The organism is Streptomyces sp. NPDC012508 (genome assembly GCF_042902595.1).
Classification (GTDB): Bacteria; Actinomycetota; Actinomycetes; order Streptomycetales; family Streptomycetaceae; genus Streptomyces.
In genome coordinates this window covers 333,978-349,686 of record NZ_JBIBEO010000007.1, presented here as the reverse complement: position 1 = coordinate 349,686, position 15,709 = coordinate 333,978, and the positions used below count along the sequence as shown (strand labels likewise).

Sequence of the window (15,709 nt, the reverse complement as noted above, 5' to 3'; positions counted from 1 at the left end):
AGCGCGATGAGCCAGGCTGCGCAGAATCTGAACTGGTTGATCACCAACTTCGTGGACAACACCCCTGGGGTGTCCCACACGGTGGTGGTCTCCGCCGACGGTCTGCTCCTTGCGATGTCGGAAGGATTCCCCCGTGACCGCGCCGATCAGCTGGCGGCGGTCGCGTCGGGACTGACCTCGCTGACCGCGGGAGCGTCCCGGATCTTCGAGGGCGGCCCCGTCGCCCAGACGGTCGTGGAGATGGAGCGCGGCTTCCTCTTCCTGATGTCCGTGTCCGACGGTTCCTCGCTGGCCGTGCTGGCGCACCCGGAGTGCGACATCGGCCTCGTGGGCTACGAGATGACGCTCCTGGTCGACCGGGCCGGCAGCGTCCTCACCCCGGACCTCCGTGCCGAGCTCCAGGGGAGCCTGCTGCACTAGACACGTATCGACAGGGCGGCACGCCCCTCCGTGCCGCCCTGGGCTTCAAGAAACCGTCCGGCCGCCCCACCCGGCCCCCCACCGGCCCCATCGAACGGCATGACCTCGTGCCGTCACGCCCGGAGGATTCATGACCCCGCCCCCCGCCTCTCACGATCCGTACGGCGGCTCTCTCGACGAGTCGTACGGACTTGAGGGCGACCAGCCGCTGGTCCGGCCCTATGCGATGACCGGCGGCCGGACCCGGCCGCGGTACCAACTCGCCATAGAGGCCCTGGTCAGCACCACGGCCGACCCGGCGCACCTCGCCACCCTGCTCCCCGAGCACCAGCGGATCTGCCACCTCTGCCGTGAGGTCAAGTCGGTGGCGGAGGTCTCGGCGCTCCTGTCGATGCCGCTCGGTGTGGCCCGGATCCTCGTCGCCGACCTGGCGGAGGCGGGCATGGTGGCCATCCACCAGCCGGGCAACGGAGAGGCCGGCGGCACGCCGGACGTGACACTGCTCGAAAGGGTGCTCAGTGGACTTCGGAAGATCTAGCGGCGGCCCCGGTCCTCAGGCCGCCCGGTCGACCACCAGCGCGAAGATCGTGGTGGCGGGCGGCTTCGGCGTCGGCAAGACCACGTTCGTCGGCGCCGTCTCGGAGATCAACCCGCTGCGTACCGAGGCCGTGATGACCTCGGCGTCGGCCGGTATCGACGACCTGACGCACACCGGCGACAAGACCACCACCACGGTGGCGATGGACTTCGGCCGTATCACCCTGGACCAGGACCTGATCCTGTACCTCTTCGGTACGCCGGGCCAGGACCGCTTCTGGTTCATGTGGGACGACCTGGTCCGCGGCGCCATCGGCGCCGTCGTGCTCGTGGACACCCGCCGTCTCGCCGACTGCTTCCCCGCGGTCGACTACTTCGAGAACAGCGGCCTGCCGTTCGTCGTCGCCCTGAACGGTTTCGAGGGGCATCAGCCGTATACGCCGGAGGAGGTCCGCGAGGCCCTCCAGATCGGGCCGGGCACCCCGATCATCACCACCGACGCCCGCCACCGTGCCGACGCCAAGAGCGCGCTGATCACGCTGGTGGAGCACGCGTTGATGGCACGACTCAAGTAGGAGAACGCGTACGGAAGTTGTCGTACGTCATTTGAGGGGGCGGCCTGTGTCCTTTGCCACGGTCCGCCCCCGGGTTCATAACGTTTCGACAGAGAATTGCACCGCGACGGACACCCGACGCATCCGATCGGTACCGCTGCGCTCACATGAGCCCCGTCTTTTGGCGGGGCTCGTTCTTTATGCCCGTTTTATCTGGGGGTTGGAGCGACGAAAACCGAAGCTCAGCACTGTTTGGAGGGGACCCCCTTCACGTGCTGCAATTCATGAACTCCCGAGTAGTACGGCCCTGAACGAAACACCGGCACAACGTAGGTGCCGACGCCGAGAGGTTGTTGGTCGAGTGAGGCGAAGCAAGGAAAGCTCCGCGGAGCAGCAGGCGCGAGGCAACTTCACGCCGCCGGCGCGCATGGTGGCGCCGCCCGCGGAGGTGCCCGCGACGCCTGCTGCCGTCGGCGGCAAGGGGAGCTCCAGCAAGCTGTCCCCCCGTAACTGGCGGGTACCGACCAGGCTGAACGCGATCCTGCTCATACCCGTGCTGGTCGGCCTCGTCATGGGCGGCTTCCAGGTGAACGGGGCGATCAACACCTGGCAGGAGGCCCAGAACGCCGAGAAGACGGCGCTCATCGTGCGCGCCGCCTCGGAGTACAGCCAGGCCCTGCTCAACGAGCGTGACCTGACCGCCGCTCCCCTGCTGACGGCGAAGTCCGCCGAGGACCGCAAGAGCGACGAGGTGGCCCAGGCGTACGCCGCCACCGACGCCGCCAGGGTCAAGTTCGACGAGGCCATCAAGGACATGCCGGAGGGCGAGGGCCTCGAGCGCCGCCTGAAGCTGTTCCAGGACGAGATACCCAAGCTCGAGAAGCTCCGCCAGGCCGCGTACACGCGGGCCCTGGACCCCGTGAACACCCAGCTCGGGTACACCGGCGTCCAGCACTACCTGATGGAGTTCTCCAACGAGCTCGGTCTCGGAACGACCAACGTCACCGCCTACGGCCGCACGCTCTACGCCGTGCAGCTCGCCAAGGGCGCCGCGTCGCTCCAGCGCTCGATCGGCACCCAGCTCCTCGTCCGCCCCAGCCAGAAGGGCGACGTCTTCGCCCAGCAGTCGGTGGCGTTCAACTCGTACAACTACCTGGAGCAGATCGCCCTCGGCGAGTACAACTCCGGCGGTACGCAGGCTGACGTGGACCGGCTGAAGGAGGTCATGGCGGGCAAGGCCGCCGAGGGCGCCAAGAGGATGGAGGCGGCCGGGATCACGCTGCCCAAGGGCCCCGATGGCTCCGTCTTCACCGGTATGGCCAAGGAGATCGGTTCCGCCAAGGACGCCGACGCGATCGAGGACCTCCAGAAGAAGGGCATCACGCCCGAGACCTGGATGGCCGTGGCCACCGGCAAGTTCGACGGCTACACCGAGGTCGAGAAGGAGCTCGTCGACAAGGCCGTGACCGAGGCGGCCGACATCTCCTCGGACGCCCAGACCGACGCCTACGTCACCGGTGGCATCACCGTCATCGCTCTGCTCGCCGCCTTCATCATCGCCGGGATGATGGCCCGCCAGATGAGCCGCTCGATGCGCGAGCTGCGCACCGCCGCCTTCGCCGTCGCCGAGCAGCGCCTGCCGATGCTCGTCGACCAGCTCTCCCGGACCGAGCCGGGCCGCGTGGACACCCGTGTCCAGCCGATCCCGATCGACACCCAGGACGAGATCGGCGAGATCGCCCGCGCCTTCGACCAGGTCCACCGCGAGGCCGTGCGGCTCGCCGCCGAGCAGGCCATGCTGCGGGGCAACGTCAACGCGATCTTCACCAACCTCTCGCGCCGCAACCAGTCGCTGATCGAGGGCCAGCTGACCCTCATCACCGACCTGGAGAACAACGAGGCCGACCCGGACCAGCTGGAGAACCTCTTCAAGCTGGACCACCTGGCCACCCGTATGCGCCGCAACGGCGAGAACCTCCTCGTCCTCGCCGGCGAGGAGCCGGGCCGCCGCTGGGACCAGCCGGTGCCGCTGGTCGACGTGATGCGCGCCGCCTCCTCCGAGGTGGAGCAGTACGAGCGCATCGAGCTCGCCGGTGTCCCGGAGGCCGAGATCCACGGCCAGGCCGTGACCGACCTCGTGCACCTGCTCGCCGAGCTCCTGGAGAACGCCACCACGTTCTCCTCCCCGCAGACCAAGGTCCGCGTCACCGCGACCCGGCTGCCCGACGGCCGCGTGATGGTCGAGATCCACGACAAGGGCATCGGCCTCACCGCCGAGGACTTCGCGGACATCAACCACAAGCTGGCCAACCCGCCGACCGTGGACGCCGCCGTCTCGCAGCGCATGGGCCTGTTCGTGGTCGGCCGGCTGGCCGACCGGCACGGCGTCCGCGTCCAGCTCCGCCCCTCGGGCGAGCAGGCCGGTACGACCTCGCTGGTCATGCTGCCCGACGCGATCACCCACGGTGGTGGTGGCGAGCAGCTCCCCGAGAACGACTTCACGGTCTCGCAGATCATCCCGCAACAGCAGCAGCACGCCTTCGAGCCCGCGCAGCCGCAGATGCGGACGGCGGCGGAGCTCGGCTTCGACGACTCCCGCTACGAGCAGCCGGCGGACGACCGCCAGCTCGACCCGGTGAACCGTTCGCTGATGCGCGAGGAGCGCAGGGCGGCCCTGGAGTCGCAGGCGCAGGGCGGCGAGCGTCCGCTGTTCCGCGACGAGATGGACGCTTCGCAGCAGGGCTACGTACAGCACGAGCGCGAGCAGGAGTACGCCCAGGAGCAGCAGTACGGACAGCAGGAGTACGCCGGCGAGTACGGCCAGCAGCACGACGGCTACGCCTACCCGGAGCAGAGCTACGACGGCTATGCGCAGCCTGCCGGCGGCTACTCCGAGCAGCCCTATGCGGAATCCGGCTACCCGGCCCAGGACAACGGCCAGGTCGCGTACGACAACGCCTACGAGCCCCAGGCGCAGCAGGGCGAGTGGCAGGGTCAGGCCACGTACCAGGGCGGCTACGAGCAGCCGTACGGAACGGAATCGGAATCTGCCCCCAGCGCTCCCGAAGCGGCTCCTGAGCGCGTAGGCTTCGACCGTCCGGGTTCGGCTCCGAACCCCACCCCGGACGCCGGCCACGCGATGACCGACGCCGGTCTGCCGCGTCGTGGCAGCAGCGCTCCGCAGGCCTCGCAGCCCGCGCAGCAGCCCCTGCCGACGCGGTCGGCCCAGCAGCCGGTCCAGCAGTCGGCGCCGGCGCAGCAGAACCAGGCCGAAGGCACCGAAGAGTGGCGCTCGACCAACGACGAGCGCTGGCAGCGGGCCGAGAAGCTCCGCGACCCGAAGGCGGGCGGGGTCACCTCCTCCGGTCTTCCGAAGCGGGTCCCGAAGGCCAATCTGGTCGAGGGCACGGCGGAGCAGACCCCTCAGGGCGGCCCCCAGGTCTCCCGCGCTCCTGAGGACGTGCGGGGCAGGTTGAGCAACCTGCGCCGCGGTGTCCAGCAGGGACGGACCGCGGGAACGGACACGAACGGATCGGGCCTCGGCCCGGGCAGTACCTACAACCAGGAGCGTTAGTGTGAGCATGAGCCAGGCGGCGCAGAATCTGAACTGGTTGATCACCAACTTCGTGGACAACACCCCTGGGGTGTCCCACACGGTGGTGGTCTCCGCCGACGGACTCCTGCTGGCGATGTCCGAGGGTTTCCCCCGGGACCGAGCCGACCAGCTGGCGGCCGTCGCCTCCGGACTGACTTCGCTGACCGCGGGCGCGTCCCGGATCTTCGAGGGCGGTGCGGTCAACCAGACCGTCGTGGAGATGGAGCGCGGCTTCCTCTTCATCATGTCGATCTCGGACGGCTCCTCGCTGGCCGTACTCGCGCACCCGGAGGCCGACATCGGTCTCGTGGGCTACGAGATGGCTCTGCTCGTCGACCGTGCGGGCAGTGTCCTGACGCCTGACCTCCGGGCGGAACTTCAGGGAAGTCTTCTCAACTAACAGACAGACAGTGCGTTTCACGCCACCGCACCGTAAGGTGCGGTGGCGCGGCTCCACAGGGACATGGACCGCGAGGCAGTCGGAGGAGGAGACGTGGGGACACCCCCGGGCGGACACCCGTACAACGGTTTTGACGCGCACGCACAGGGAGAAGCCGCGCAGAACCGGTTCAACTTCCCCTCTGCCCCGAGCAGACAGGGCACGCAGCAGCCCTACCAGGCCCCGCAGGCGCCGTCGGCGTCCGTGGGCGGCCCCGCCGCCCAGCGCGGCCAGGGCGGTGCGGGCGCGGGCGGTCCGCGTGGTGCGGGCAGGCAGGGCGGGAGCAACAACCCGCTCGTGCGCCCGTATGCCATGACCGGCGGCCGGACCCGGCCGCGTTACCAGCTCGCCATCGAGGCGCTGGTCAGTACGACGGCCGATCCGTCACGGCTGCAGGGGCAGTTGCCCGAGCACCAGCGGATCTGCCAGCTGTGCTTCGAGATCAAGTCGGTGGCCGAGATCTCGGCACTACTCTCCATTCCTCTCGGCGTTGCCCGGATTCTCGTCGCCGACCTGGCCGAGGCCGGACTTGTCGCCATCCACCAGCCCGGCGGCGACGAGGCCGCCGGCGGTCAGCCAGACGTGACACTGCTCGAAAGGGTGCTCAGTGGACTTCGCAAGCTCTAGCGGCGGCGCGGCCCGTTCAACCACCAGCGCGAAGATCGTGGTGGCGGGTGGCTTCGGCGTGGGCAAGACCACGTTCGTCGGCGCCGTCTCGGAGATCAACCCGCTGCGTACCGAGGCCGTCATGACGTCTGCGTCCGCGGGCATCGACGACCTCACGCACACCGGCGACAAGACGACGACGACTGTCGCGATGGACTTCGGCCGTATCACCCTGGACCAGGACCTGATCCTGTACCTCTTCGGTACGCCCGGTCAGGACCGCTTCTGGTTCATGTGGGACGACCTGGTCCGCGGCGCCATCGGCGCCGTCGTGCTCGTGGACACCCGCCGTCTCGCCGACTGCTTCCCCGCGGTCGACTACTTCGAGAACAGCGGCCTGCCGTTCGTCATCGCCCTGAACGGGTTCGACGGTCACCAGCCGTACAACCCGGAGGAGGTCCGTGAGGCCCTCCAGATCGGCCCGGACACGCCGATCATCACGACGGACGCCCGCCACCGCGCGGACGCCAAGAGCGCGCTCATCACCCTGGTCGAGCACGCCCTGATGGCCCGCCTGCGGTAGGTCTCCGCCGCGCTGCCTGTACGAGAGGGCCCGTCCGCACCGATCCGGTGCGGACGGGCCCTCTCGCTGTACCGGGGCCGGGAACCTGGGCACGCATGCGGAAGGCCCCCGCTCCGTGCCGGAGCGGGGGCCTTCTGTGCGGCTGGGGTCAGCCCTGCCAGGAGTGGGAGGGGCGGAAGCCCGACTGGCGTTCCAGGCGGCGCCAGCCGGCCGTGGAGCGGCCGTGGTGGGAGGTCGCGGCGTCGTCGGCGGGCTGGGCCGCCGCGCGGGCCAGGAGGACCGCGGTGATGGCGGCCAGCTCCTCGGGGTCGGCGTGGCCCTTCTCGACTCGGAGAAGGTTGGCTGTGGCAGGCGTGGTCACGTCTGTGGCTCCTCTTACTGAGGCGGGTTGCCGTGCTTGCGGGACGGCAGGTCGGCGTGCTTCGTGCGGAGCATGGCGAGGGACCTGATGAGGACCTCCCGCGTCTCCGCGGGGTCGATCACGTCGTCGACCAGGCCGCGCTCCGCGGCGTAGTACGGGTGCATCAGCTCGGCCTTGTACTCCTTGACCATGCGCGCCCGCATGGCCTCCGAGTCCTCGGCCTCCGCGATCTGCTTGCGGAAGATGACGTTGGCGGCGCCTTCGGCGCCCATCACCGCGATCTCGTTCGTGGGCCAGGCGTACGTCAGGTCGGCGCCGATGGACTGGGAGTCCATGACGATGTACGCGCCGCCGTACGCCTTGCGCAGGATCAGGCTGATCCGGGGCACGGTCGCGTTGCAGTACGCGTACAGCAGCTTCGCGCCGTGCCGGATGATTCCACCGTGCTCCTGGTCAACACCCGGCAGGAAGCCGGGTACGTCCAAAAGGGTGACGATCGGGATATTGAAAGCATCGCACATCTGGACGAAACGGGCGGCCTTCTCGCTCGCCTCGATGTCCAGAACGCCCGCCAGCGACTGCGGCTGGTTGGCGACGATGCCGACGACCTGACCGTCCAGGCGTGCCAGCGCGCAGATGATGTTGCGGGCCCAGCGCTCGTGGATCTCCAGGTAGTCGCCGTCGTCGACGAGCTCCTCGATGACCTTGTGCATGTCGTACGGACGGTTGCCGTCCGCCGGCACCAGGTCGAGCAGGACGTCGGAGCGACGGTCCGCCGGGTCCTCGGAGGCCGCGGTCGGCGGGTTCTCGCGGTTGTTCTGCGGCAGCATCGACAGGAGGTAGCGGACCTCGCCGATGCAGGTCTCCTCGTCGTCGTACGCGAAGTGCGCCACACCGCTGGTCTCGGCGTGCACGTCGGCGCCGCCCAGGCCGTTCTGGCTGATCTCCTCACCGGTGACCGCCTTGACGACGTCCGGGCCGGTGATGAACATCTGCGAGGTCTCACGGACCATGAAGACGAAGTCGGTCAGGGCCGGGCTGTACGCCGCGCCGCCCGCGCACGGGCCGAGCATGACGGAGATCTGCGGGATGACACCCGAGGCCCGGGTGTTGCGCTGGAAGATGCCGCCGTAACCGGCGAGGGCGGAGACGCCCTCCTGGATACGGGCACCGGCGCCGTCGTTCAGCGAGACCAGCGGCGCACCGGACGCGATGGCCATGTCCATGATCTTGTGGATCTTCGTGGCGTGGGCCTCGCCCAGAGCGCCGCCGAAGATCCGGAAGTCGTGCGCGTAGACGAAGACCGTACGGCCCTCGACCGTGCCCCAGCCGGTGATGACACCGTCGGTGTACGGCTTCTTCGCCTCCAGGCCGAAGCCGGTGGCGCGGTGCCGACGCAGCTGCTCCACCTCGTTGAAGGAACCAGGGTCGAGCAGCAGCTCGATGCGCTCACGAGCGGTGAGCTTGCCCTTGGCGTGCTGTGCCTCGGTCGCCCGGTCGCTCGGTCCGCGCCGCGCCTCCTCGCGCAGGGCGTGCAGCTCGGCCACGCGGCCTCGGGCGTCGGTCGGCTCGCTCGGGATCTGGTCCACAACGGTCATGTACCGACCCTACGAAGCCGACCAAGGAAATCCTGCCGTTGACTCCGTACAGTCTCCCGAGTCGAATCCTGGTGGAGTAAGACAGAACCGCCTCCCGGACGGACCGAGTCGACAGCCGGACACCCCTCCCTCTTGTGGAGTTCCCACAGAGGCCCCTACAGCGCCATCTGGCCACGGTAGGTTCCGCCGCCGGTCCCGGGCGCCCCACCGTACCGGCCCGCCAGAGGTGTACGGCCGTCAGCCCGAGGGGCGGGACGGGGAGACGGCCGGACGGTCGGCGGTGTTGTCGGGGATCCGCAAGAAGGAGGGGTCGAACGGGTGACCCGGCCGGAAGGTACGGCGGGACGGACCGGGACTTCCCTACGGGACTGCCCTACGGGACTGCCCTAGGGGGACTGCGAGGAGCCTCCGCAGTGGAAGCGGGCGTTCCCCCAGTCCGCGTGATCGTTGCCGTTCCCGTCGCCGCCGTCGTCGGCCACGAGCTCCACATAGGAGGCCCCCGTGACGTCGGCGGTGAGCGACCAGGCCGTGTCGGCGGCCTTCAGGACCGGCGACCTCACCTTCTCCGTCCCGTCGGCGACGACGCCGAACCGCACCGATCCGCGGCTGGTCTGGACGTCGTCCACGCCGACCTCGGCGGTGAAGGACGTGCACCTCCCGCCCAGGTAGTAGCGCACCTTCGACGGGGCGTGGGCGCCCAGGCCCTTCTCGTACGTGACTCCCCCGATCCGCAGCGGGCCGCCGTCGCCGGTGCCCGTCTCGCCGTTGGCCCCGTCGCGCTCGACCGGTCCCCATCCGTTGGTGGCGGAGGTCCATTCCAGGTCGCCGGCCCAGCTGTCGGCGGTGGGCGGCGGGGGCAGCGTACGGACGGTGGTGGCGGCGCTCAGCTTCCGCGCCTCTCCCCCGACGGTGTAGGTGAGCCCCGCCCCGAGGGGGTACGGCTGGTACGTCGCGTCCACCGGCGGCGTCACCTTCCATGTGGCGGTGGCCTTGGCGCCGGCCGCGACCGTCCCGAGCGTCACGGCGGCGGCCGGCTCGGCGGTCCAGCCCGCGGGAAGCTCCAGCGTCGCCGTGGCGGAGTCGACCGCGCCCGCCTCGTCGTTGGTGAAGGTGGCCGTGACCTGGTTCGGACGGCCCGGCTCCAGCGTCTCCGGGGCGGCGAGCGCGAGCGTGCCGCAGGCGGCCTTCTCGGGCGCCGGGCCCAGGTCGGTGACGGAGAAGGAGTCGAGGACGAAGTCGGCTCCGTCGGGCGCGTCGGCGCGCTTGCGCAGCCCGGTCCAGGTGTCGCCGCAGCCGGCTGTCACGGTCTCGGAGAAGTGGCCGGTCGTCCGCTGCTGTCCGACGGGCGTACGACGGGTCTCGACCGCGGTCCCGTTCGCACGGTCGTATCCGGTGACCCACTCGTAGGCGCCCGCGTGGCTCGACTGGTGGGTGAACTCGACGCGGTAGCTGTGCCCGTCCTTCATGGGCACCGTCCAAGGCGCGGTCCGGTAGACCAGGCCGCTGTTCTCGTCATGGGACTTCAGGGACTCGGCGCCGCCGATGACGTCGTCCACGAGCTTCCCGTTCCAGCCCGCCTGGGTGTACGGGGCGTGGAGCTGGGCGATGTGGGTGCGGGGGTCGGTCGTCCCTCCGGAGTCGCCCTTGAGGAAGGGGCCCCAGCCCTGGTCGACGGCCTCGAAGTCCTCGTACGCGAGCGCTCCGGCCTTGGTCGCCGGGTTGTTGGCGACGACCCGGACGTCGTCGATCCGGACGCCGGCCGTGCTGCCTCCCGCGGCCTCGATCGCGAGGGTGGCGGAGCCGCCGGCCGGGGCGGTGAAGGTGACCTTGGCGCGCTGGAGGCGGGTGCCGTTCCAGTCCGACGCGGCGACCCGGTCCTCGATCGACGAGCGCTCGACGGTGACCGACTTCCCGCCGACGGAGAGGGTGGTCGGGCGGCTCCTGCCCGGCTCGACCTCGATCAGGGCGGAGGCGGTGTAGCGCGTGCCGGGGGTGAGGCCGGTGATCGGCTGGCGCACGGAGGCGGCGGCGGAGCCCGTCAGCTCGGCACTGTTGCGGCCCTGGTCGTCGGTGTCGCGGGCGACCGCGCCCGTCGTGGACCATGCGTCGAGCCCGGCGTCGTTGAAGCCGGGGTCCTTGACCGGGGTGCCCTGGCCCCAGCGCGGATCGCGGGGCTCGGGGGCGCGGTCGGGGTAGAGCACGTAGGGCTGTCCGGCGGCCGCGTCGAGCGTGATGGTGCCGCCGCTCGGCCTGACGGTCGCGGTCCTGACGCGGCCGTTGTCGGTGAGCTTGTAGACGCTGTACGAGCGGGCGCCGGGCACCGCCCACGTGGTCTTCCCGCCCGTCTTGTTGTAGTGGTACAGCTTCTTTCCGCCGTCCCACGGCAGCAGGTACTTCTCACCGTCGAGGACCTTGCGGCCGTTCTCGTAGAACGTGCGCCGGCCGTCCTCCACGGTGCCGCGGACGCCGCCGGTGAAGGTGAGGTCGTTGCCGTTCCAGCGGGTGATCCGCTGCTGCTGGAGGTACTTGGCGGGCAGGTTCTTCTGCCAGATGTTGGCGTAGAAGTGGTTCCAGTCGGTCTCGCCGGTCCAGCCCTCGAAGTCCTCCAGGGCGGTCTGGCCGAGGACCGGGTGGTTGTTCCAGACGTCCTTCTCGCCGTTGCGGATGAAGCGGATGATCTGGGAGTTGAGGCCCTTGTTGGTGGCGCCGCCGTAGTTCAGGTCGTTGGCCCAGTGGGACCAGAGCGAGGCCCGCTCGAACTTCTCGGACCACTCGGTGGCGACGTTCCAGCCCTGGGACTGCACCGCGCGCAGTGTCTTGTCGGCGATCCAGCCGTGTGTGTAGTAGACGTCGATGTAGAGCATCGACAGGTTCGGGTCGGTCTCGTCGCGCAGCTGCTGGAAGCGACGGGCGAGGTCGCCGCTGTTGATGTCCCGGCGCTGGTCGATGTAGTAGCTCTGGTTGAGCCAGTTCCAGCCGGGCTTGGTCCTGTCGACGAGGGTCTCGCTGAAGTTCTTCGCCTCGGGGTACGACTCCGTGGCGTTGACGTGGACGCCGAAGCCCGCACCCCACTTCTTGCCCTCCTTGAGGAGGGTGTTGAGGTCGGCGAGGCCGCCGGCGCGCTTGTTGTAGTTGCCGCCGTAGTCGGGGTGGGCGGAGTCGTGGCCCTCGGAGCCGTACCCCTTGAGCAGGGCGAACTGGCCGAGTCCGTCGGTGGCGAGGGAGATCCGCTTGACGTCGTCGAGGGTGCGCAGGAAGGGGTGGGTGGCGTGGGAGGCGAAGTTGAACGGGATGTGGGCGATCACCCGGTCCGGGGTCTGCTCCCCGCCGGGGGCCTTGATGCCGATGACGGGGAAGGCGAGGGCGCCGTCCTGCCAGTCCACCGTCCCGTCGGCGTTGGCGTCGGGGGTGACGACGACCTTGGCCCAGGGAAGGTCCTTCCCCTTCTCGGGGGCGGGGGCGCCCTCGCCTCGGTAGGTCCACTGGCCCGACCAGACGCCGACGCGGGTCTCGGTGCCGTTCTTGCGGGCCTGGTGCCAGAAGCGGGCGCCGTCGCGGGCGCTCGGGCCGGAGGGCTTGTCGTAGGAGGAGTTGGACTCGACCGCGGCGGCGAGGGAGCCGGTGTTGACGATCGCGTAGCTCGCCCCGGTGGCCGTGGTCTCGGCCGGGGTCCCATCGGTGATGTCGGCGAAGACGTCGGCGGTACGGGTGGAGTCGGGGTCGAGCCGGGTGAAGGCGGTCTCGGCGCCCGCGTCCGAGGAGCCGACGGAGACCAGGTCGTGGCCGGGTATGTCGATCGTGCCGACCCGGAAGGCCTCGGTGTCCCGGACGGCGGTCACCTTGAAGGTCGTGGCCCGGCCGCTGACGCTCAGGCTCGCGTCGATCTCGACCCCGGGCAGGTCCGGGAAGGTCAGGGTGTACGCGGCGGAGGAGGCGGTCAGGACGGGGGCTCCGGTGACCCGGACCGCGTGGGCGGTGCCGTTGAGGACGACCTGGGTGACCGGGGCCGTACTGCCGAGGAGGCGGGCGCCGGTGGCGCGGTCCGTGTAGGAGACGACGCGCGGGAAGTCCTCGGCGACGGCGACGGTGAGCTGGGCGGAGCCGATCCGGGCCTCGGCGGCCGGACGCCCGGGCTCCTCGGCGAGGGCCGGTCCTGACAGCCCGAACACAGCGGATGACGCGGCGGCGAGCGCGCAGGCCGCACGGATTCTTGGCGACTTGGGGAGGGGCATGGGGACTAGTTGGGCCCGTTCGACAGGACACCGTCAACGAGATGGCGTCCCGGCGGCCCCACCAGTCCAAGAACCCCCTTCGGTTAGTCCAAGCGGATGAACATCGCGCCAGGATGTTGAATGTTGAACGGAATAGCGCTACGGTAGTTCTCGTTGAAGGTTCAACGAAACGCATCACAGCCTCCGCGCCACCCCGCGCACCGTCCCCAAGGAGCACGTCATGGGCATCTTCAACCGCAAGAACGACACCGCCACCGCCGTCGCCACCCTCCCCGTCGACCCGGCGCTCGCCGCGCTGACCGGCGAGTACGCGATCGACCCGGCGCACAGCAGCATCGGCTTCACCGTCCGTCACGCCATGGTCACCAACGTGCGCGGCTCCTTCGCCGAGCACGAGGGCACCCTGCGGCTCGACGGCTCGAACCCGGGCGCCTCCGCCGCCTCGATCGACGTCAGGATCGCCTCCATCGACACGGGCATCGGCGACCGCGACAACCACCTGCGCAGCGGCGACTTCTTCGACGCCGAGCAGTTCCCGCTGATGACCTTCCGCTCGACCGAGGCGGAGCAGCTGGGCGGCGACAAGTACCGCGTGACCGGCGACCTCACGATCAAGGACGTCACGAAGCCGCTCTCCATCGACCTGGAGTTCAACGGCACCGCCACGGACGTCTACGGCAACGAGCGCGTCGGCTTCGAGGGCTCGGCCGAGATTCTCCGCTCCGACTGGGGCCTGACCTGGAACGCGGCGCTGGAGACCGGCGGTGTGATGGTCAGCGACAAGGTGAAGCTGAACTTCGACATCTCCGCGATCAAGAACGCCGCCTGACCCCCGGCCCCCGCCCGCCGAGGGCATCCACGAGCGCGCCCGCCTCTCCGTCACGACGGAGGGCGGGCGCTCGGCGTTCCACGGCGGCCGAGGTCGGCTCGACGGATCGTCACACGGCCATACGGACGAGGGGGTGACGGCTCTCCTCCCGGGCGCTCGTCGCGAAGAGGAGCCCCGCGGTGAGCAGCACGACCAACCCGGTGGCGGCGTGGATGCCGAGCGCGGCGGCGTAACCGCCGCCGTGGGCGAGGACGGCGACCGCGTCCCCGAAGGGGACGATCGCGAGAAGGAGCATCACCCAGGCCAGGGGCCGGCGCTTCCCGAGCGCGAGCAGGGTGAGCACGACGGCGCCGTTGGCCAGGTCCCGGACCGCCTTGATCGCGAAATAGCCCGCGGCCTCGCCCTGCGGCCAGGAGGGGATCCCGAAGCCGGACGCCGCGGCCTCGGGGGCGAGGAGGAAGTTGACCCCGAACCAGAGGCAGGCGAGGCCGAGGGCGACGGACAGGGCGGTGGTGACGCGGTGCAGGTTCACGGGTCCCCCAAGGGCATGTGATCTGGCGCTGCTAGGACTGATAGCAACGCTAGACCTACCATCGCTCCGTTGTCTAGCGGTGCTAGAGTTCTGGGTATGCCCGCACAGCAACAGCGCCGAAAGCGTCAACGAGCCGCTCGCCACAGCCTGATCGTGGAGGCCGCCCGCGAACTCGCCGGTCGGCGCCGTTGTCAGTGGGGGCCGCTAGCGTCGCCGGCATGGAATTCCGTATCGACAGCAGTGTGTTGACCGACGCGGTGGCCTGGGCGGCCCGCGTGCTTCCGGCCCGGTCACCCGTGCCGGTGCTCGGCGGGCTGCTCCTGGACGCGGCTGACGGCCGGTTGCGCGTATCCGGCCTCGACTACGAGGCGTCGGCCCGCATCGAGGTCGAGGCGGACACCGTGCGGGACGGCCGGGCGCTCGTCCTCGGACGGCGGCTGCTCGACATCTGCAAGGTGCTGCCCAAGGGGCCGGTCGAGTGCGCGGTCGAGGGGGCGCGGCTCTCGGTGACGGGCGGGGATGCCCGCTTCGGGCTCTCCCTGCTGCCGCTGGACGACTATCCGGCGCAGCCCGAACTGCCCGCGTTCCGGGGCGTCGTGGACACCGACGCATTCGCGGCGGCGGTCGGGCAGGTGGCGGTGGCGGCCGGCCGGGACGACTCGCTGCCGGTGCTGACGGGGATACGGCTCGCCCTGGACGGCACGACGATGACGCTCGCCGCGACCGACCGCTACCGCTACGCGGTCCGCACGCTGGAGTGGAAGCCGGAGGGCGAGGAGCCGGGGGACGGGGGCGGCGCGGATGTCGTCGTACCGGCCCGTCGGCTGACCGAGATCGCCCGCTCCCTGACCTCGGCGGGGCCCGTCCGTCTCGCCCTCGACGGTGGATCGATCGGCTTCGAGAGCGAGGGGACGCGGACGACGACCCGGCTGCTCGACGGCCGTCTCCCCCGCCACGACAAGCTGTTCTCCCTCGGCGAGCACGCTGTGGCGGCGACGGAACGGGCCCCGCTGGTCGAGGCCGTGAAGCGGGTCGCGGTGGTCGCGGAGGGAGACAGCCCGGTCCAGCTCGCCTTCGCGGGCGACACCGTCCAGCTCCAGGCCGGGTACGAGGACGACGTGGCGTCCCAGCGGCTCCCGGCGCTCCTGGAGGGCGCGGAGTCGATGACGGTCGCGTTCAACCCCGGATATCTCCTGGACGCGCTCGGCTCCTTCGACACCGACTCCGTCCGTATCCACCTGCTCGGCCCGGGCCAGCGCGCCCTGATCACCGACCGGGAGCACGGAGTCCACCAGCACCTGCTGATGTCGGTGAAGCCCCTGGTGTAGCCCCTGGTGCAGCTCCTGCCACCGGCTCTCCGTGGTGACCGCGTCGGGGTGACGCCGACGCCCCAAGTGGAGCCCACGAGTGGTGGGCGTCTTCC

The 15,709-nt window shown here is 70.2% G+C and carries 13 protein-coding genes; 9 read left to right on the top strand and 4 right to left on the bottom strand.

Annotated elements, in window-relative coordinates; genetic code table 11:
- Nucleotides 1–6: 6 nt before the first annotated feature.
- From ACFY8U_RS25135 to ACFY8U_RS25105, 7 genes are all read left to right on the top strand, one after another.
- On the top strand, nucleotides 7–420 hold the full coding sequence (locus ACFY8U_RS25135; protein WP_030325548.1) for a roadblock/LC7 domain-containing protein: 414 nt from the start codon (nucleotides 7–9) through the stop codon (nucleotides 418–420).
- 130 nt (nucleotides 421–550) lie between these two features.
- Entirely contained in the window at nucleotides 551–958 is a 408-nt protein-coding gene (locus ACFY8U_RS25130; RefSeq protein WP_361434534.1) for a DUF742 domain-containing protein, read from the top strand.
- Nucleotides 939–1,532: an ATP/GTP-binding protein gene (locus tag ACFY8U_RS25125; RefSeq protein WP_361603801.1), complete on the top strand. Its 594-nt coding sequence runs from the start codon at nucleotides 939–941 to the stop codon at nucleotides 1,530–1,532. Before ACFY8U_RS25130 ends, ACFY8U_RS25125 begins: the two co-directional genes overlap by 20 nt.
- 340 nt (nucleotides 1,533–1,872) lie before the next feature.
- Nucleotides 1,873–5,085 (top strand): nitrate- and nitrite sensing domain-containing protein, encoded by a 3,213-nt coding sequence (locus tag ACFY8U_RS25120; RefSeq protein ID WP_389573810.1) that lies wholly within the window; start codon nucleotides 1,873–1,875, stop codon nucleotides 5,083–5,085.
- Nucleotides 5,086–5,092: 7 nt separating this feature from the next.
- Nucleotides 5,093–5,506, top strand: coding sequence for a roadblock/LC7 domain-containing protein (locus ACFY8U_RS25115; RefSeq protein ID WP_005311461.1), 414 nt, complete (start codon nucleotides 5,093–5,095; stop codon nucleotides 5,504–5,506).
- Nucleotides 5,507–5,599: 93 nt separating this feature from the next.
- The gene (locus tag ACFY8U_RS25110) at nucleotides 5,600–6,172 is read left to right on the top strand and encodes a DUF742 domain-containing protein (protein WP_361603807.1); all 573 of its coding nucleotides are present in this window, start codon (nucleotides 5,600–5,602) and stop codon (nucleotides 6,170–6,172) included.
- Nucleotides 6,153–6,734 (top strand): ATP/GTP-binding protein, encoded by a 582-nt coding sequence (locus ACFY8U_RS25105; protein ID WP_050791473.1) that lies wholly within the window; start codon nucleotides 6,153–6,155, stop codon nucleotides 6,732–6,734. The genes ACFY8U_RS25110 and ACFY8U_RS25105 overlap by 20 nt, the downstream gene beginning before the upstream one ends.
- 148 nt (nucleotides 6,735–6,882) lie before the next feature.
- On the opposite strand, the gene ACFY8U_RS25100 is transcribed toward ACFY8U_RS25105, so the two are convergent.
- From ACFY8U_RS25100 to ACFY8U_RS25090, 3 genes are all read right to left on the bottom strand, one after another.
- Nucleotides 6,883–7,095: an acyl-CoA carboxylase subunit epsilon gene (locus ACFY8U_RS25100; RefSeq protein ID WP_389573806.1), complete on the bottom strand. Its 213-nt coding sequence runs from the start codon at nucleotides 7,093–7,095 to the stop codon at nucleotides 6,883–6,885.
- A gap of 14 nt (nucleotides 7,096–7,109) precedes the next feature.
- A complete protein-coding gene (locus ACFY8U_RS25095) occupies nucleotides 7,110–8,693 on the bottom strand; it encodes an acyl-CoA carboxylase subunit beta (protein WP_361434539.1) in 1,584 nt (527 codons plus the stop codon).
- 386 nt (nucleotides 8,694–9,079) lie between these two features.
- Nucleotides 9,080–12,925: an endo-alpha-N-acetylgalactosaminidase family protein gene (locus ACFY8U_RS25090; protein WP_389573802.1), complete on the bottom strand. Its 3,846-nt coding sequence runs from the start codon at nucleotides 12,923–12,925 to the stop codon at nucleotides 9,080–9,082.
- A gap of 220 nt (nucleotides 12,926–13,145) precedes the next feature.
- On the opposite strand from ACFY8U_RS25090, the gene ACFY8U_RS25085 reads away from it, so the two are divergent.
- Entirely contained in the window at nucleotides 13,146–13,754 is a 609-nt protein-coding gene (locus ACFY8U_RS25085) for a YceI family protein (RefSeq protein ID WP_361434541.1), read from the top strand.
- Between the two features lie 109 nt (nucleotides 13,755–13,863).
- Here the strand turns inward: ACFY8U_RS25085 and ACFY8U_RS25080 are convergent, their stop codons facing one another.
- Nucleotides 13,864–14,286: a DUF4267 domain-containing protein gene (locus ACFY8U_RS25080; protein ID WP_389573799.1), complete on the bottom strand. Its 423-nt coding sequence runs from the start codon at nucleotides 14,284–14,286 to the stop codon at nucleotides 13,864–13,866.
- A 218-nt stretch (nucleotides 14,287–14,504) separates the two neighbouring features.
- On the opposite strand from ACFY8U_RS25080, the gene dnaN reads away from it, so the two are divergent.
- Nucleotides 14,505–15,614, top strand: coding sequence for a DNA polymerase III subunit beta (gene dnaN / locus ACFY8U_RS25075; RefSeq protein WP_389573796.1), 1,110 nt, complete (start codon nucleotides 14,505–14,507; stop codon nucleotides 15,612–15,614).
- The last annotated feature ends 95 nt before the right edge of the window (nucleotides 15,615–15,709 follow it).

Excerpts from the sequence above, each read along its gene's own strand:
- ACFY8U_RS25135 (WP_030325548.1), top strand. The coding sequence starts at position 7 with ATGAGCCAGGCTGCGCAGAATCTGAACTGGTTGATCACCAACTTCGTG.
- ACFY8U_RS25130 (WP_361434534.1), top strand. The coding sequence starts at position 551 with ATGACCCCGCCCCCCGCCTCTCACGATCCGTACGGCGGCTCTCTCGAC.
- ACFY8U_RS25115 (WP_005311461.1), top strand. The coding sequence starts at position 5,093 with ATGAGCCAGGCGGCGCAGAATCTGAACTGGTTGATCACCAACTTCGTG.
- ACFY8U_RS25095 (WP_361434539.1), bottom strand. The coding sequence starts at position 8,693 with ATGACCGTTGTGGACCAGATCCCGAGCGAGCCGACCGACGCCCGAGGC.
- ACFY8U_RS25090 (WP_389573802.1), bottom strand. The coding sequence starts at position 12,925 with ATGCCCCTCCCCAAGTCGCCAAGAATCCGTGCGGCCTGCGCGCTCGCC.
- ACFY8U_RS25085 (WP_361434541.1), top strand. The coding sequence starts at position 13,146 with ATGGGCATCTTCAACCGCAAGAACGACACCGCCACCGCCGTCGCCACC.
- dnaN (WP_389573796.1), top strand. The coding sequence starts at position 14,505 with ATGGAATTCCGTATCGACAGCAGTGTGTTGACCGACGCGGTGGCCTGG.